The organism is Bifidobacterium reuteri DSM 23975 (genome assembly GCF_000741695.1).
Classification (GTDB): domain Bacteria; phylum Actinomycetota; class Actinomycetes; order Actinomycetales; family Bifidobacteriaceae; genus Bifidobacterium; species Bifidobacterium reuteri.
Map to the genome: position 1 here is coordinate 160997 of NZ_JGZK01000002.1, position 17712 is coordinate 178708.

The 17712-nt window shown below is 60.7% G+C and carries 11 protein-coding genes; 3 read left to right on the plus strand and 8 right to left on the minus strand.

The window, feature by feature from the left end; translation table 11 throughout:
- Window positions 1-4: 4 nt before the first annotated feature.
- Window positions 5-640 carry a variant leucine-rich repeat-containing protein gene (locus BREU_RS02125; RefSeq protein WP_044090105.1) on the plus strand — a complete coding sequence of 212 codons (636 nt, stop codon included), beginning with the start codon at window positions 5-7 and terminating at the stop codon, window positions 638-640.
- Between the two features lie 127 nt (window positions 641-767).
- The gene (locus tag BREU_RS02130) at window positions 768-1379 is read left to right on the plus strand and encodes an FHA domain-containing protein (RefSeq protein ID WP_238566976.1); all 612 of its coding nucleotides are present in this window, start codon (window positions 768-770) and stop codon (window positions 1377-1379) included.
- A gap of 112 nt (window positions 1380-1491) precedes the next feature.
- On the opposite strand, the gene BREU_RS02135 is transcribed toward BREU_RS02130, so the two are convergent.
- From BREU_RS02135 to BREU_RS02155, 5 genes are all read right to left on the minus strand, one after another.
- Complete coding sequence (locus BREU_RS02135) at window positions 1492-5538, minus strand: DNA-directed RNA polymerase subunit beta' (protein WP_044090103.1); 4047 nt, start codon at window positions 5536-5538, stop codon at window positions 1492-1494.
- 141 nt (window positions 5539-5679) lie between these two features.
- Window positions 5680-9243, minus strand: coding sequence for a DNA-directed RNA polymerase subunit beta (gene rpoB / locus BREU_RS02140; RefSeq protein ID WP_044090102.1), 3564 nt, complete (start codon window positions 9241-9243; stop codon window positions 5680-5682).
- Between the two features lie 367 nt (window positions 9244-9610).
- Complete coding sequence (locus BREU_RS02145; protein ID WP_044090101.1) at window positions 9611-10837, minus strand: Fic family protein; 1227 nt, start codon at window positions 10835-10837, stop codon at window positions 9611-9613.
- 247 nt (window positions 10838-11084) lie between these two features.
- The gene (locus BREU_RS02150; protein ID WP_044090100.1) at window positions 11085-11726 is read right to left on the minus strand and encodes a hypothetical protein; all 642 of its coding nucleotides are present in this window, start codon (window positions 11724-11726) and stop codon (window positions 11085-11087) included.
- A 17-nt stretch (window positions 11727-11743) separates the two neighbouring features.
- A complete protein-coding gene (locus BREU_RS02155) occupies window positions 11744-12760 on the minus strand; it encodes an HhH-GPD family protein (RefSeq protein WP_044090098.1) in 1017 nt (338 codons plus the stop codon).
- 156 nt (window positions 12761-12916) lie between these two features.
- Between BREU_RS02155 and BREU_RS02160 the strand changes: the two genes are divergently transcribed.
- Window positions 12917-13621 (plus strand): tRNA (cytidine(34)-2'-O)-methyltransferase, encoded by a 705-nt coding sequence (locus BREU_RS02160; protein WP_081886492.1) that lies wholly within the window; start codon window positions 12917-12919, stop codon window positions 13619-13621.
- A gap of 385 nt (window positions 13622-14006) precedes the next feature.
- Here BREU_RS02160 and BREU_RS11150 read toward each other — a convergent pair whose 3' ends face one another.
- The 3 genes from BREU_RS11150 to BREU_RS02175 form a co-directional block, all read right to left on the minus strand.
- Entirely contained in the window at window positions 14007-15626 is a 1620-nt protein-coding gene (locus BREU_RS11150; protein WP_052381986.1) for a hypothetical protein, read from the minus strand.
- 364 nt (window positions 15627-15990) lie between these two features.
- Window positions 15991-17355 carry a PFL family protein gene (locus tag BREU_RS02170; RefSeq protein WP_044090096.1) on the minus strand — a complete coding sequence of 455 codons (1365 nt, stop codon included), beginning with the start codon at window positions 17353-17355 and terminating at the stop codon, window positions 15991-15993.
- A 27-nt stretch (window positions 17356-17382) separates the two neighbouring features.
- Complete coding sequence (locus tag BREU_RS02175; RefSeq protein WP_043165110.1) at window positions 17383-17655, minus strand: ACT domain-containing protein; 273 nt, start codon at window positions 17653-17655, stop codon at window positions 17383-17385.
- Window positions 17656-17712 lie beyond the last annotated feature (57 nt).

Sequence of the window (17712 nt, forward strand, 5' to 3'; positions counted from 1 at the left end):
TCCCATGGTCGACTATGACACCGCAGTCGCTGCAGTTCAAGATCCCGATGCCGATCCGATACTATTGGCGAAAATCGCCTATGAGAACCCGGAGTTCGGTGCCAATGTGGCGGTGAATCCCCGTTGCTACCCCGGACTGAAACGTTGGCTCGCCGAGTTCGGCGATGCCCGAGCCCGTGAAACGCTGTCGCAACTGGGCATTACCGCCGATTCCATCGGTGGGCCGGTGCAGAACCGACCTGACATCGAGCGAGAAGAGGCGGAGCGTTCTGCTGTGAATTCCGCTGCAGCTGCCGCGAATGCCGCTGCGGGTGCTGCAAGTTCCGTTGCAGATGCCGCTGCAAAATCCTCCGTGAGTTCCGCCGCAAATGCCGCAAATTCCGCCACTCACGAATTCCAGTCCCAGCGTGAAGCTCAATCGCCAGCAGCCAAAGAGCCGGTGCCCACCAACCCATATGGATTCACGGTGCAGCAGGCACTGACCACCACCGACCAGATGACCATCGCACAGATCGCACAATATGCGCCTGAACTGCGCGCCTGCATAGCCCGCAATCCCAACACGTATCCGGCACTGCTGGATTGGCTCCGACAACTGGGCGATCCCGACATCGATGCGGCGCTGGCCTCCAGGAGGTAGCGTTCATCGCCGGCGCACTACACCGACGACATGCCGCAAAGCAGTCACAGGCTAACAACAAAGGACAGTAATCATGGCCATACTTCCCTATCCACCGGCACCTGAACCCGGATGGTATGCCGACGATGTGAAGACCAGCGATGTCAGCCATCCACTACCCCAGCCAATACGCAAGCAACAGCCGAACAAAACCCCGCTGGCAGACGGGGTGCAGCCGAACGGCATCATGCGGCCGAACACCGCGAAGCAGCCAGCCGGCACCGCACAACCAGCCGGCACCGCACAACCAGCCGGCACCGCGCAACCAGCCAGCATCGCACAACCAGCCAGCTCTGCGCGGCCAATCATCACGGCACAGCCCAACCATACTTCACCACCGAGCAGTGCCGCACAACCATCAGAAGCACCCCACCGATTCGTGCTGCATAACGACACGACGGGTCAAAACATCACAGTGAGCCGTAATACCCTTCTCGGACGCAAACCGGCGCTGAACTCGTTGCAGGGCTTCACCATCGCACGAATCGACGATCCGACGCGCACGACCTCCCGCACCCATGCGACGCTCAGCATCGACGACCAAGGGCGGCTTTGGATTGAGGATTGTGACTCTTTGAACGGCACCTACATCATCCGGGGCAACCATGAAACCCAAGTGCCAGCGGGCACACCGATGCGTCTCGATATTCCGGCAACGGTCCGTCTGGGCGACCTCTTCTTCAAGCTGACCCAAATGTGACAGACCTGTGACAGACCTGTGACAAACCCTAGTGGTCTGTCTCGCTAACAAATGACGGGTGCCAGGCAAACGCCCGACACCCGTCATCGACCTGTCATCGGTCAATCAGCGCTCACTGCTGCGCATCATCACCGTCAGTCAAATCGCCCTGATCGGAGTAGAAATCGTCAGGGTTGAAGTCGTCACCGAGCTTCAGATCACCGAACTCCAAGTTGGAGAAGTTCAGATCGGACAGATCGGAGTCGGAGAAGCTCGCATCGCCGAGATCGTTGTCACCACCCAGACCGAAGTTCGGGTAGATGGTGTCGCGGATGGCCTTGTCAGGCTCCACCACAGCGTTGCGGTAACGGGCAAGACCCGTACCGGCCGGGATGAGCTTACCGATGATGACGTTCTCCTTGAGGCCCTTGAGGTCATCGACCTTCTCGGAGAGCGCGGCTTCGGTAAGCACGCGGGTGGTCTCCTGGAAGGAGGCGGCGGACAGCCAGGAATCGGTGGCCAAGGATGCCTTGGTGATACCCATCAGGGCAGGACGGCCGACCGCAGGCTTGCCACCGTTCTTGACCACGTTGCGGTTGATCTCGCGGAAGCGAGCGTTGTCCACCAGCTCGCCCGGCAGCAGGTCGGTGTCGCCGGAGTCGATGATGGTCACGCGACGGGTCATCTGGTGCACGATGACCTCGATGTGCTTGTCGTGGATGTCCACACCCTGGGAGCGGTACACGGTGTGCACTTCCTCCACGATGTTGACCTGAGCGGCGCGCTTGCCGAGGATGGTGAGGATCTTCTTCGGATCCACGGAACCTTCGACCAGCTGGGTGCCGACCTTGATGTGATCGCCATCGGCCACCTTGAGCGGAACGCGCTTGGAGACCTGGTAGGTGATCGGCTTGATCACGCCGTCTTCCTTCGGTGCGCCAGAATCGGCGTCCGGGGTCAGGATGATCTGGCGACCGCGATCGTTCTCCATGATCTTGATGGTGCCGGCGAACTCGGTGATCGGAGCCTCACCCTTCGGGGTACGGGCTTCGAAAAGCTCGGTGACACGAGGAAGACCCTGCGTGATATCGGATGCTGCGGCGACGCCACCGGAGTGGAAGGAACGCAGCGTCAGCTGGGTACCAGGCTCGCCGATGGACTGGGCGGCGACGATACCGACGGTTTCGCCGACATCGACCAGAGTGTTGGTGGCCAGGGACCAGCCATAGCACTTGGAGCACACACCACGCTTGGATTCGCAGGTCAGCACGGAACGGCACTTGACCTCTTCCACACCGTGGGCCACGAGGTCGTTGAGCACGTCCATGGACAGGGCGTCGTCACGCTTGTACAGCACGGTCTTGCCGTCGGCCGGGTCGATGACATCGGCGGCGAGCAGACGGGAGTACGGGCCACCGTCGGCGGCCTTGACGAGGTTCAAGTTGCCGTCGGCGTCGCGGTCGGCCACGCGGATCATGAGGCCGGCCTTGGTGCCGCAGTCCTCTTCGCGGACGATGACGTCCTGGGAGACATCCACCAGACGACGGGTCAGGTAACCGGATTCTGCGGTACGCAGTGCGGTATCGGCCAGACCCTTACGCGCGCCGTGCTGGGAGATGAAGTACTCCAGCACGGACAGGCCGTCACGGTAGTTGGACTTCACAGGACGAGGAATGATCTCGCCCTTCGGGTTGGCCACGAGGCCACGCATGCCTGCGATCTGGTTGATCTGCATCATGTTGCCTCGTGCACCGGACTGCACGATGATGGCCAGGTTGGAGGTCGGGTCGAACTTGTCTTCGACTTCCTTGGACACCTCGGCGGTGCATTCGGTCCACAGGTCGATGAGCTCCTGACGGCGGGCCTCCTCGGTCAGCAGACCCATCTCGTAGTTGGCATTGACCTTGTCGGCCTTGGCTTCGAACTCGGCGATCTTCTGGTCGCGCTCAGGCGGCTCGTTCACGTCGGAGAAGGCGAAGGACACGCCGGACCACGGGGCGCGGGTGAAGCCGAGGTCCTTCAGGGCGTCCAGCGTCGCAGCCACCTGCTGGGTGGAGTAACGCATGGCGATGTCATCGACGATCTTGGACAGGCGACCCTTGGCCACCTGCTCGTTGACGAACGGATAGTCGGTCGGCAGCGTCTCGTTGAACAGGATGCGGCCATATGAGGTCGCGAACAGGACGGTGCCGTCGTGCAGACGCTCTTCCTTGGCCACGCCGGTCTCGCCGTCGCGCGGGTCGACCACCTTGACTTCGCCGGGCTCCCAGTTCTTCGGGAGGGTGAAGGTCTTGGGCAGGCGGATAAGCACCTTGGCCTGCATGTCGATCTCGTGACGGTCGAGAGCCATCTCGGCCTCCTCGAGGGAGGAGAACACGCGGCCCTGGCCCTTGGCACCGTCGATGACGGTGGACAGGTAGTACAGACCGAGGATCATATCCTGGGACGGCATGGTCACGGTGTGGCCGTCGGCCGGCTTCAGGATGTTGTCGGAGGCCATCATCAGGGAGCGTGCCTCAGCCTGGGCTTCGGCGGACAGTGGCAGGTGGACTGCCATCTGGTCGCCATCGAAGTCGGCGTTGAAGGCGGCGCAGGCCAGAGGCGGCAGGTGGATGGCCTTGCCTTCCACCAGGATCGGTTCGAAGGCCTGAATGCCCAGACGGTGCAGCGTAGGTGCACGGTTGAGGAGCACCGGATGCTCGGAGATGACCTCTTCGAGCACGCCCCACACCTCGGAGTCGCCGCGGTCGACCAGACGCTTGGCGGACTTCATGTTCTGTGCATAGTTCAGGTCGACGAGGCGCTTGATGACGAACGGCTTGAACAGCTCGAGGGCCATCGGCTTCGGCAGACCGCACTGGTGCATACGCAGGGACGGGCCGACCACGATCACGGAACGGCCGGAGTAGTCGACTCGCTTACCGAGCAGGTTCTGGCGGAAACGACCCTGCTTACCCTTGAGCATGTCGGACAGGGACTTGAGCGGGCGGTTGGACGCACCGGTGACAGGGCGGCCACGACGACCGTTGTCGAACAGCGAGTCGACGGCCTCCTGAAGCATGCGCTTCTCGTTGTTGAGCATGATCTCGGGGGCGCCGAGCTCGATCAGTCGCTTCAGACGGTTGTTGCGGTTGATCACACGACGGTACAGGTCGTTCAGATCGGAGGTGGCGAAACGGCCACCGTCGAGCTGGACCATCGGCCGCAGATCCGGCGGGATGACCGGGATCACGTCGAGCACCATGGCCTCCGGCTTGTTGCCGGTGGTCAGGAAGGCGTTGACGACCTTCAGGCGCTTCAGCGCCTTGGTCTTACGCTGTTCGGAAGCGTCCTTGATCTCCTCGCGCAGCTCCTTGGAGATGGCTTCGAGGTCGAGGGACTGCAGGCGCTTCTTGATGGCCTCGGCGCCCATGCAGCCGTCGAAGTAGTCGCCGTAGCGATCCTGCATCTCACGCCACAGATCGACGTCATCGACCATGTCGCCGGGCTTGAGCTTCTTGAACTTGTCGAAGACGGCGTCCACGCGGGCGATCTGGTCGTTGTAACGGGTGCGAATGGCTGCCATGTCGCGCTCGGCTCCGTTGCGCAGCTTGGCGCGGGCCGGGCCCTTGGCCTCGCCAGCCTCCTCGAGAGCGGCGAGATCCTCCTCCACCTTCTTGGCGCGGGCTTCGATATCGGCGTCACGACGCTGCTCGAGACGGGAGATCTCGGAGTCGAACTCGTCCTGCAGGCCGGGCAGGTCGTTGTGGCGTTCCTCATCGTTCACTTCGGTGACCATGTAGGAGGCGAAGTAGATGACGCGCTCCAGATCCTTCGGGGTGACGTTCAGCAGGTAGCCGAGACGGGAAGGCACACCCTTGAAGAACCAGATGTGAGTCACGGGTGCGGCCAGCTCGATGTGGCCCATGCGTTCACGGCGCACGCGGCTGCGGGTCACTTCGACGCCGCAACGCTCGCAGACGATGCCCTTGAAGCGCACACGCTTGTACTTGCCGCAGGCGCACTCCCAGTCGCGGGTCGGACCGAAGATCTGCTCACCGAACAGACCGTCCTTCTCGGGCTTCAGAGTACGGTAATTGATGGTTTCAGGCTTCTTGACCTCGCCGTGGCTCCAGCCGCGGATATCGTCTGCAGTGGCCAGGCCGATGCGAAGCTTGTCAAATGCGTTGACGTCCAGCACTTATAAATCCGTTCCTTGTTGAAAATGTTTCGTTCACGCTGTGTGGAGCCGCATATCGATCGGGCTGCCCCGGGGCCGGTCTCATACCGTTGAGACCGGCCGATGCCGGGGGCATCGTAATCGGGCATGCGGCCCGTGGGATCACTGGTATTCGGGCTCGTCGACCTTCTGGTCTTCCTTGGCGGCCGCGTCCGGGCGGGCGCCGATGTTGAAGCCCAGGTCGTCGGTGGAGCTCACCGGATCGTCTTCCTCGTCCTTCATGTCGATGGCCACGCCTTCGGCGTTGAGCACTTCGACGTTGAGGGACAGGGACTGCATTTCCTTCAGGAGCACCTTGAAGGACTCAGGGATGCCTGCCGGCGGCAGGTTATCACCCTTGACGATGGCGCCATAGACACGCACACGGCCGTCGACGTCATCGGACTTGGTGGTCATCATCTCGTGCAGCGTGTAGGCGGCACCGTAGGCCTCAAGGGCCCACACCTCCATCTCGCCGAAGCGCTGGCCACCGAACTGGGCCTTGCCACCAAGCGGCTGCTGGGTGATCATGGAGTACGGACCGGTGGAGCGTGCGTGGATCTTGTCGTCGACCAGGTGGTGCAGCTTCAGCATGTACATGTAGCCGACGGAGATCTGCTTGGTGTACGGTTCGCCGGTACGGCCGTCGAACAGGGTCGCCTTGCCGTCGGGGCCCACGAGGCGGTCGCCGTCGCGGTTCGGCAGCGTGGTGGACAGCAGGCCCTTGAGCACTTCCGGCTTGACGCCGTCGAACACCGGGGTGGCCACCGGGGTGCCCGGTTCGGCCTTCTCGGCGCCTGCCGGCACCAGCTTCTTCCATTCGGCTTCCAGGTTCGGGTCGAGGGAGATGTCCCAGCCGGCGTGGGCGATCCAGCCGAGGTGCAGTTCGAGCACCTGGCCCAGATTCATTCGAGAAGGCACGCCCAGCGGGTTCAGCATGATGTCCACCGGGGTACCGTCGGCGAGGAATGGCATGTCCTCTTCGGGCAGGATGCGGGAGATGCAGCCCTTGTTGCCGTGGCGGCCGGAGAGCTTGTCGCCCACCGTGATCTTACGGTGCTGGGCGATGTAGACGCGGATCATCTGGTTCACGCCGTTGGGCAGCTCGTCGCCGTCCTCCTCGGCATCCTCGCGGGTGATCTCCTTGACGCCGATGACGGTACCGGTCTCGCCGTGGGGCACGCGCAGGGAGGTGTCGCGCACCTCGCGGGACTTCTCGCCGAAGATGGCGCGCAGCAGTCGCTCCTCCGGGGTCAGCTCGGTCTCGCCCTTCGGGGTCACCTTGCCGACCAGGATGTCGCCGGCCTCGACTTCGGCGCCGATGCGGATGATGCCGCGCTCGTCGAGGTTGGCCACGGCGTCCTCGCCGACGTTCGGCAGGTCGCGGGTGATCTCTTCGGCACCGAGCTTGGTCTCACGTGCGTCGATCTCGTACTCCTCGATGTGGATGGAGGAGAGCGTGTCGTCCTGCACGAGGCGCTGGGAGATGATCACGGCGTCCTCGTAGTTGTAGCCGTTCCAAGGCATGAAGGCGATGAGCAGGTTCTTGCCCAGAGCCAGGTCGCCGTTCTGGATCGCGGGGCCATCGGCCATGACCGAGCCGGCCTCCACTCGCTCGCCATCATGCACAATCGGGCGCTGGTTGTAGCAGGTGGTCTGGTTGGAGCGCTGGAACTTGGCCAGCTTGTAGGAGCTGGTGGTGCCATCGTCGTTCATCACGCGGATCAGATCAGCGGAGACGTAGGTCACCACGCCGTCCTTGTCGGACTTGATCACATCGCCGGAATCGTTGGCGGCGCGCCATTCGGAACCGGTGCCCACCAGCGGGCGCTCGGATTCGATCAGCGGCACGGCCTGACGCTGCATGTTGGTACCCATCAGTGCACGGTGGCCCTCATCGTGCTCCAAGAACGGGATCAGGGAGGCACCGAGGGAGACCATCTGGCGCGGTGAGACGTCCATGTAATCGACGGAGCTCACCGGCACATCGACTGCCTCTTCCTCGCCGACTCGGGCAAGAGCGGACTTCTGCACGAAGTTGCCGTTCTCGTCGAGCTCCTGGTTGGCCTGGGCGATGACATGATCCAGATCGCGGTCTGCGGTCATGTACTCGACCTCGTCGGTCACGTGGCCGTCGACGACCTTACGGTACGGGGTCTCGATGAAGCCGAACGGGTTCACACGGCCGAAGGTAGCCAGAGAACCGATCAGACCGATGTTCGGGCCTTCAGGGGATTCAATCGGGCACATACGGCCGAAGTGGGAGGGGTGCACGTCTCGCACTTCCATGGAGGCGCGGTCACGGGACAGACCACCGGGGCCCAGGGCGGAGAGACGACGCTTGTTCGTCACACCGGAGAGCGGGTTGTTCTGATCCATGAACTGGGAGAGCTGGGAGGTGCCGAAGAACTCCTTGATGGTGGCGTTCACCGGGCGGATGTTGATCAGGGACTGCGGGGTGATGGCCTCGGCGTCCTGAGTGGTCATGCGCTCGCGTACCACGCGCTCCATACGGCTCAGGCCGGTGCGCAGCTGGTTCTGAATCAGCTCGCCGACCTGACGGATACGACGGTTGCCGAAATGATCGATATCATCCACGTCCACGCGCAGGTCGATGTCCTCGCCATTGCGCTTGCCGGCGAAGGTCTTGGCGCCGTCGTGCAGGGCCACCAGGTACTTGATGGTGGCGATGATGTCCTCCCGGTGCAGGGAGCGGTCATTGAAATCGGCCTCAAGACCAAGCTTGCGGTTGATCTTGTAGCGGCCCACGCGGGCCAGGTCGTAGCGCTTGGTGTTGAAGTAGAAGGAATCCAGCAGGTTCTTGCCGGCTTCCGGAGTCGGGGTGTCGGCCGGACGGATCTTGCGGTACAGGTCCACCAGAGCCTCGTCCTGGGTTTCCAGGGTCTCTCGCTGGAGAGCATCCAGCACCAGCGGATAATCCTTGAAGGCTTCGGCGATCTCGGGCTTGGTCATGCCGATGGCCATGAGGAATACGATGGCGGACTGCTTGCGCTTACGGTCCACGCGAACCTGCGGCTGATCCCTCTTGTCGACCTCGAACTCGAGCCATGCGCCACGGGACGGGATGATCTTGGCGCCGAAGACTTCCTTATCGGAAGTACGGTCCTGCTGACGGTCGAAGTACACGCCGGGAGAACGCACCAGCTGGGAGACGATGACTCGCTCTGTGCCGCCGATGATGAACGTGCCGTGCGGGGTCTGCAGCGGGAAATCACCCATGAACACGGTCTGCGACTTGATCTCGCCGGTGTCGCCGTTCTCGAACTCGGCGTTCACGTACAGCGGCGCGGAATAGGTGTAGTCCTTCTCCTTGCACTCCTGAACCGTGTGGCGCGGCTCCTCGAAGTACGGGTCGGAGAAGGTCAGGGACATGGTCTGCGCGAAGTTCTCGATCGGGGAGATTTCGTTGAAGACCTCATCGAGCCCGGAAGTATGGGCGACGGTGTTGGTGCCGTTCGCCTCATCCTCTTCGACGCGCTTCTTCCAGCGCTCATTGCCGATCAGCCAGTCGAAGCTGTCGGTCTGCACGCCCAGCAGATAGGGTACATCAATAGGCTCTTTGATGGAGCCGAAATTCACGCGATCCGACGCCTTGTGCAGATCAATGTCATGCTGGTCGGCGCGTGCGATGATGGTAGTGGTGTTCGTCGTAGCTGTGTTAGCCAATGGACGTTCCTTATCGCTCGCTAAAAAAGTGGTAATTCCCCTGGGAGCGCGCGCATGGCCACCATATGCCTCTGCGGGCGCTTCATTGTCGTCGGCATGCCCGCAATATGACACACCTTATGCAAATTCCAAAGAATAGCAGTAAGCGCTGACAAAACCACTATCTTTGTGCCTGTCTTGCGCGGACAAGCTTTCGCCTTCTGTTCGCCACATTTTTTCGGCTCACTGATCATTCCATAGAATGTTCATCCTCGGGTTCATCCCCGGAGTTTCGATATACGCTTTTTCGCCCAAATGGACAGCGCTCAAGCGGCTCGAGCGGTCATTTCAGAAAGCCCAATCGGAAAATGCGCATCAGCACCCACTGCTATCGCCTCCTCAGCTGGGCGGCATACTCGTCCAAGACTTGCAGGACGCCACGGTGAATCCACACCTTGTTGCGTCGTCCTCCCGTAATCCGGTCAAGAACTCCCCGTTCTTCCAATGTGTCGACAGCCCGGTGAGCCGTCATCATTCCCAAGCCGAGATGCGACGTCAAATACTCCTGATTGATAATCGGCTGTTCGATAAGAATCGGCAGCACTTTCCATGCCGCTGCATCTCTTCGCACCCCCGACAGTTTTTCTCGCGCTTGTTCCAGCTGCTCATCCAATGCTTCAATCAATTGGATACCGGTAGCTGACGCATAACGGCAGGCGTATGCAAGGCATTCGACAATAGGTCTGGCATCACCTCTGCGATATGCCATCAAAGCATCGAAATATCCTCTCGTGTCCGTTAACAGACCCGCCGACACTGGCGGCGTCACGTTTCGAATCAATCCTTTGTTCCGCAATACCGCATGCACCAATGCGCGACCGACTCTGCCATTGCCGTCCACGAACGGATGAATGGTCTCGAATTGGGCGTGCGCGATTGCGCATTGCAGAATCACCGGAAGGTCGTCACGTTGCAAATACGCCAGCATATCGTCAATCAACGGTTCAACAAGATTGGGCTGAGGACCGACATGCCGTGCATGCACCGGGCCGGACGAACTTCCCCCGACCCACACAAGTTGATCACGGAAACGCCCCGCATAAGCCTGTAATTCAGGCTGTGCAGACAGTAGCGCCTTATGCATACTGAGCAGATGCTGCTTGTCAAATGTCTCCGACAACGCCAGCGCGGACTCCATGGCATGCACATTGCCCACCACAACCGCAGCATTGCCGCCCTTACCCTCCCCCAACTCCTGCAACGCAAGGTTTTTAGCCCCAACTGTAAGATTCTCAATCTGAGAGGATGATGTGGATTCAGTCCGAAGCAGAATCGACGACATCGGGCCAAGAACGCGGCTTTTCATGCCGAATTTGGCACCAGCGTAAGCATCAAGCTCACCCAACGCACGGGCGGATTCTTCCAATGTCGCACTGACGTCTGCCGGCACGGCGATGGATAGATCGGCGATCTTCGGAGGAACAGCTGACCAATACTCCCCGGTTTCCCTCATTCGCTCAGACCGGGAAAGATATGAATCGCTGTCCGGATGCCAGAGATGCGATTCTTTACCCATAGGAGGAACGGGGATAGGCGCTAATGGCTGATGTGTCATGCTCACTCCTATGTAATAACAGATATCACGATATGTGTTAGATATAAAACTATATATACATCACATCTTCTTTACACTGTCTTGATTATTAAAGCCAACCCCGCAACTGCAGGGAATTCGACAATCAGATTCATCACATCGAATCACTCCCGCAGTCCGCGGGGCAGGAGAACGCAGAATACCATTCTGGGAAGCATCTTGCCCGAATTGCACATGCCGATAACAATCCCGGCTTCTCCGCACTTGCCTATTCCACTGTAAACGTCACCGGATCGCTTTTCGCCTTCGGGGCGTCCTTCAACGCGATCTGCGCGATGTACGTGCCGGCATTCACTTTGGGCCAGCTCGCCTCGTCCGTGCATTCCGTCAGCGTGGCGTTGAAATCCGTATTCCATGTGAGCGTCTGCTCGTCCTTGTCGCCCTTGGCCATCAGCAACCATCGGGAGCCGGACGAGCACAGATCGGACTTGTATATGGTCTCCGTGCCGGACGTAATCGTCAGCACCCGTCCGCCATCCGATCCATCCACCAAGCAGCTGCCGGAGCCCTCGTGCACGATCGTCGCGGTGAATTCCAACGAACCGCCCACGCCCACGGACTGCGACTTCGAACTCAGCTGCAATGTCAGATCATTGGCGGAGCATTTCTTCACCTTTGACGTGCTCTTCGGAATCGGCGTGGCGTCGCGGGAGATCGCGTACACCTCGTCATGGTGAATCAGCGTGTTCACCGCACCGACGCCACGGCCGATGCTGTAGACGCAGAATACGATCAGCGCCAGCAGCAACACCAGAATGACGGCGACCATGATCCGCCTGCGCCGATAAATCGCCTGCTGCTTCTTGCTGATCTTGCGCTTGCGTTTGCGCTTCTTCACCTGCTGAACCATAACAACATCCAGTGTAATCAGCGAGGAAGGCGCAACGAGCCGTCAGGCAGCATCTCGACAAGACCATCATCGTCAAGGCTGGCGATGCAGGCATCGAGTTGCACGTGATCCTTCCACAGGCCGGCCACCTCGTTCCGCGCCAGCACGGCATTCGCCGGCAGCGCACGCAATGCCTCCAACACCATCCCCCGAACCTGCCGATCGGTGCCCTGGAACCGTTGACGCGGACGGGTGCGCCGCTCCCCCAACCCGGGTCTCCCGGCTTTCAGGAATGCGCAGTCATCGGCAATAGGACATGCCTCGCATAGCGGTGATTTCGCCGTGCAGACCACCGCGCCCAATTCCATCACCGACTGGTTCCACACGACCGACGGGCGCTCGCGTCTGCGCGCACGTGGGCGCCTGCCGGACCGGGCCTTGTTGTTCATGCCCTTCGCATCTCCCGCATCTCCAGCATCTTCTACGGCACCTGAGCCACGGACCACCATATCGGCCATATCAGTGAACCCATCGTCGGGCAAGAGCCGATTGGCCAGCGCACGTTCGACCGGGCTTGCCGCTCCCCCACGCGACTCCACACCAAGGAACACCCGGCTTAGCACACGGCGAATATTGGTGTCAATGACCGCGATCCGCTCACCGAACGCGAAACTCATCACCGCAGAGGCCGTATAGTCTCCGATGCCCGGCAGAGCGACCAACGCATCATAGTCATGCGGCAATTCGTCGGCATAATCGTCCGCCACCACACGCGCGCATTCCTGCAATCGCAACGCGCGGCGGGGGTAGCCCAGACGCCCCCATGCGGTGATCACGTCCGCCTTGGGTGCAGAGGCCAGCGAGCGCGCATCCGGCCAACGCCCCATCCACGTCGTCCAATATGGCACCACGCGGCTCATCTGTGTCTGCTGGCTCATGACCTCGCTCACCAGCACGCCCCACGGTGTGGCCCGTCCGAATCGCCACGGCAGATCTCGGGCATTGGCCTCCCACCATGCGGCGAGACGCAGGGCAATATCACCGCTTTCAGTCAAGGAGTCACCTTCCTGTGTTGATCAGAGCCACATCAATTCAACAGTCGCCGGAACAATGATACGTGGTCGCGCGCGATCATGTCACGATCAGGAACACCGCGGCGAGGTGTCGTGGATGTCGCAAAGTGTCGTTCATCGTTCTTACTCTTGGCATTTATGACGAACGAAGCAGCAACAAATACGCAAACACCCGGTCCGGCGGCGTCCGACGCCTTCGCAGACCCAAGCAGCCCGTCAAATCCGGAGGCGAAGGTCGAGAAGATGTTCGAATACGGCTACCGCAAGTCGAACTACGGTCCGGACGAGCTGGTGACCGACGCGCACGGCAATCCGATCTCCGTGGTGGATGCGATGCTTTCGGCCGAGAAGGCCGCCGAGGCGGAAACCGTGACGCCGCATCTGTGCTACTACTCCCCGCGCATCCCGGGCAACACCGGTTCGGCGATCCGCCTGTGCGCGGTGACCGGCACGATCCTGCATCTGGTGGAACCGCTCGGCTTCAATCTGCGCGACACCAAGCTGCGCCGCGCAGGGCTTGATTATCATGACATGGCACATGTGGTGCTGCACCCGAACTTCGAGAACCTGGTGGAGTCGATGCCAAACTCGCGCATCATCGCGTTCACCGCCCACGCGACCAAACTGTACACCGAAGTGGAATACAGGCCGACCGACATCCTGCTGTTCGGCCCGGAACCGGGCGATATCCCCGATCCGATGGACATCATGGCCGGTCCGCATGTAGCAGAGCAGGTTCGGCTGCCGATGCGTCCGAGCCTGCGCTCGCTGAACCTCACCAATTGCGCGTCCATCGCCATCTACGAGGCATGGCGTCAGCTCGGGTTCAAAGGCGGCAGGTGACCATCTGGCGGCTCGTACCGATCCGAGCCGCTCAACCCCCACCTCACGTACGCTAGGCAAATTCCGACTTCACCATTACGACGCGGGATACTAGTGGTCTGTCTGTTAAATAATTGAGTGCTTCAGCTTTTTCTCTCCCCCAGTCAGCTTCGCTGACAGCCCCCTCGTCAGAGGGGGCCGATACCGGCTTGTATGGCTCCCCTTGTCAGGACAGCACCGTGAAGCAAACAACGGAGCTGTTTGTAGGTGCTGTGCGAGCCGACAGGCGAGCCAGTTGAATGCGCGCGTAGCGCGTCCGAAATTGCAGGACGAGCTGTCGGCGTAGCCGACTGAGGGGTAGTCGTCAGAGGGGCCAGCACCACTCAACCAATTACGAGACAGACCACTAGTTCCCGCTGTCGGCACCGTTGCCGCTGTCGCCCTCTGCGTTCCCAGCGTTGTTGGAACTGTTATTATCCGTGCCGCCATTATCTGGCGTGGGGGTCGTATTCCCGCCATTGTTGTTGCCGGCGGTATTGTTGCCGGAGCTATCGGTGCCGGCATTGCCGGTATTGCCGGTGTTGTCGGAACCGTTATTATTCGATCCCGAATTCGTTCCGTAATAGTTGTTATAGCCGTAGTACGAATTGTTGCCGAGATAACCGTTGCTGTTTTGCTGGGTCTGAGTCTGCTGCGTCTGATACTCCTGCATGGAGGACTGCACGTTCTTCTCGGCGTCCTGCAATGCGGTAAGCGCTTTGCCAAGTTCGTCTGCCGTGACTCCGCTCTTGCCAAGTGCGGTGTTGGCGGCGCTGATGGCATCCTGCAATGCGGTGCGCGTCGCATCGTCCGCCACAGCGCCGGCGCTTTGATCGAGCAGGGTCTGCGCGGTGGTGACTTCGCCGCTGAGCTTCTGCTTGGCATCGTCGATGGACTTCTTGGCCTGACTTTCAGTGACCGCCTTGGAGGCAGCGGTAATCGTCTCGGCGTGCTTCTTCAAGGAGGACGCCAGCACGGTGTTCTTGTCGGTGGCGCTTTCCAATTGCGCAATGGAAGCATCAGCCGAGCACTCAGAAGCATCGCCTGCATCCTGCGCGGATGTGACGGCGCTGTTCAACTTGCTGACCGTTGCCGCATCAGCAACCTGGGAGCTCGTCACGGACTGCGCCTTTTTGCTGCCGTCCAAAGCCTTCGTCAAGGATGCCTTGGCATCGTCGACGCTGCTATTGGATGCATTGCAGGCAGCGAATGCAGCGGAATGTGCCTTATCCTGTTCCGCAGACCTCCAATAGAAGAATCCGCCAACCGCCAACGCGATGATGACGGCAACGACTGCCGCGATAATGGCGATACGGCGCACCGGGCGATTCCCGGATTGCGTTTCCGGAGGAGCCGGCGGCATATCATCAGCGGCAGCGGCATGCACTGGGTTCACAATGGCAGTGGCAGCGGAACCGTCTCCATCGGCATCAGGCATGGCAAGGGCCGGCATGGTTCCTGTATCGATATCGACGGCATCAACCGTATCGGCTGCATTTGCCGGACTGACCGGCCGCTCGTCATCGGCAGTGGCTGAGGGGAATTCGAGCGGTGCGATGTCCCATGGCACGCCATCGATATCGCCCAGATCCGAGGGGAACATCGTGGATGCGGCCGTAGCTTGGGTATCGGTTGCGGCCGCGGCTTGAGCATCCGATGCAAGCGCATCCGATGTTGATGCCGCATCCGATACCGACCCCGATGCCGAGCCCGATGCCGATGCGTCATTCGAGGTCCGCGCCGATTCGCCGGCGGTCATATCGGAATGTGCATCGGAGCGCTTGCCGGACGACTCGGCTTCGCTCCGCACGTGTCCCATGACAGACTTGACTATTGGTCCGGGCGCATCGATCTTCGGATTGGCGGCATTGGCCTGCACCCCAACAGGCGGCAGCACCACCGTCTCCTCTGCCATATTGGGCTGTTGCCCGGTCGCGCCAGTCGCATGGTCCGTCTTAGACATGTTCATCGTCTCGCTCTTCGCCATAGTTCTCGAAAGCCTTGAGTATTACCACTACAGGTATATAACCTATACAGCGTATATGCATTATCGGCAACCGAACCGCAACAAACCCGGCACAGCAAGTCGCATGTCAGGCGTCGCACCGCCGCCGATTCACACGGTACATTGTTGCCGAGGCTTGCAAACCCGCTGGGGAACAGCCTTCACATGCTACATATGACGCCCGCGGTGAGGATGCTCCGACTCACTATTACCAAATCGTCCATTGCGATGAACAATCTTGCAGATGATTGTCAAGTTGTTCATCGTAATGGACGATTGTGCATATGACGCATGTAGTGCGTGCGCGCGTACGCGGCGATGCGCCCGACGGCGGCGCGCCGCAGCGTCAGTTCTTGAAGCTATGGATCGGGGCGGGGATGCGGCCGCCGCGGGTCACGAACGCCTCGCAGCTGGTCTGGTTGACCGGCATGATGGGCGCGTATCCCATCAGGCCGCCGAAGTTCGCCATCTCGCCCACGCCCTTGCCAACCACCGGAATCACGCGCACGGCGGTGGTCTTCTGGTTGACCATACCGATGGCGGCCTCGTCGGCGATCAGACCAGAGATGGTGGCGGCGGACGTATCGCCGGGGATGGCGATCATGTCGAGGCCCACCGAGCATACGCAGGTCATGGCTTCGAGCTTTTCGATGGTCAGGCAACCGGACGCCGCCGAATCGATCATGTTCTTGTCTTCGGATACCGGGATGAACGCACCGGACAGGCCGCCCACATAGCTGGACGCCATGATGCCGCCCTTCTTCACCTGGTCGTTGAGCATGGCGAGCGCCGCGGTGGTGCCGGGAGCACCCACCTGCTCGAGTCCGATCTTCTCCAGCACTTCACCCACGGAATCGCCCACGGCCGGGGTCGGGGCCAGCGAAAGGTCGATGATGCCGAACGGTACGCCGAGCCTGCGCGAAGCCTCCTGGGCCACGAGCTGGCCCACACGGGTGATCTTGAAGGCGGTGCGCTTGATGGTCTCGCACAGGAACTCGAAGTCCTTGCCTTTGGCGGCGTCGAGCGCGCGGGAGACCACGCCGGGGCCGGAGACGCCCACGTTGATCACCGCGTCGCCCTCGGTGACGCCGTGGAAACCGCCCGCCATGAACGGGTTGTCGTCGGGCACGTTGCAGAAGGCCACGAACTTCACGCAGCCATAGGAGTCGTTGTCAGCGGTGCGCGCGGCGATGTCCTTGATGATATGGCCGAGCAGCTCCACCGCGTTCATGTCGATGCCGGTCTTGGTGGAGCCCACGTTCACCGAGGAGCAGACGATGTCGGTTTCGGACAGGGCCTGCGGCAGGGATTTGATGAGCAGCTCCTCGGCCGGGGTCATGGCCTTGGAGACCAGTGCGGAGTAGCCGCCGATCAGGTCGACGCCGACCTCCTTGGCCGCCTTGTCGAGCGCGTGGGCGATCGCGACGAAGTCCTCGCTGGTCTTGCAGCAGCTCGCGCCGACCAGTGAAATAGGGGTCACGGTGATGCGTTTGTTGACAATCGGGATGCCGTAGTCGCGTTCGATGGCCTGACCGGTGGAGACGAGGTCCTTGGCGTAGGTGGTGATCTTGCGATAGATGTTGTCGCAGGTCTCCTGCACGGTACCAGCCGCGCAGTCGAGCAGTGAGATGCCCATCGTGATGGTGCGGACGTCGAGCTTCTCCTGCTCAATCATCTGATTGGTCTCGTGGACCTCCATGATATTCAGCATGGTGCGTGTTCCTTTCGAGGCCGTCGATCAGATTCGGTGCATCTTGGTGAAGATCTCTTCGCGCTGGCAGCGGATACGCACGCCGATGTCGTCGCCGAGATCCTCAAGGTTGCCCACCATGGCGCTGAATTCCTTGTCGGAATTGGAGTAGTCGACGATCATCATCATGTTGAAGAAACCGTCGATGATGGTCTGCGAGATGTCGAGCACGTTGACATGGTGGTTGGAAAGGTAAGTGCAGACTCGAGCGATGATGCCGACGGTGTCCTGGCCGACGACGGTGATGATGGCCTTGTTCATGGCGCTCCTGATTCAGATCGAAGACGAAAAAACGGGTGTTTCCAGTATAGGGAAACA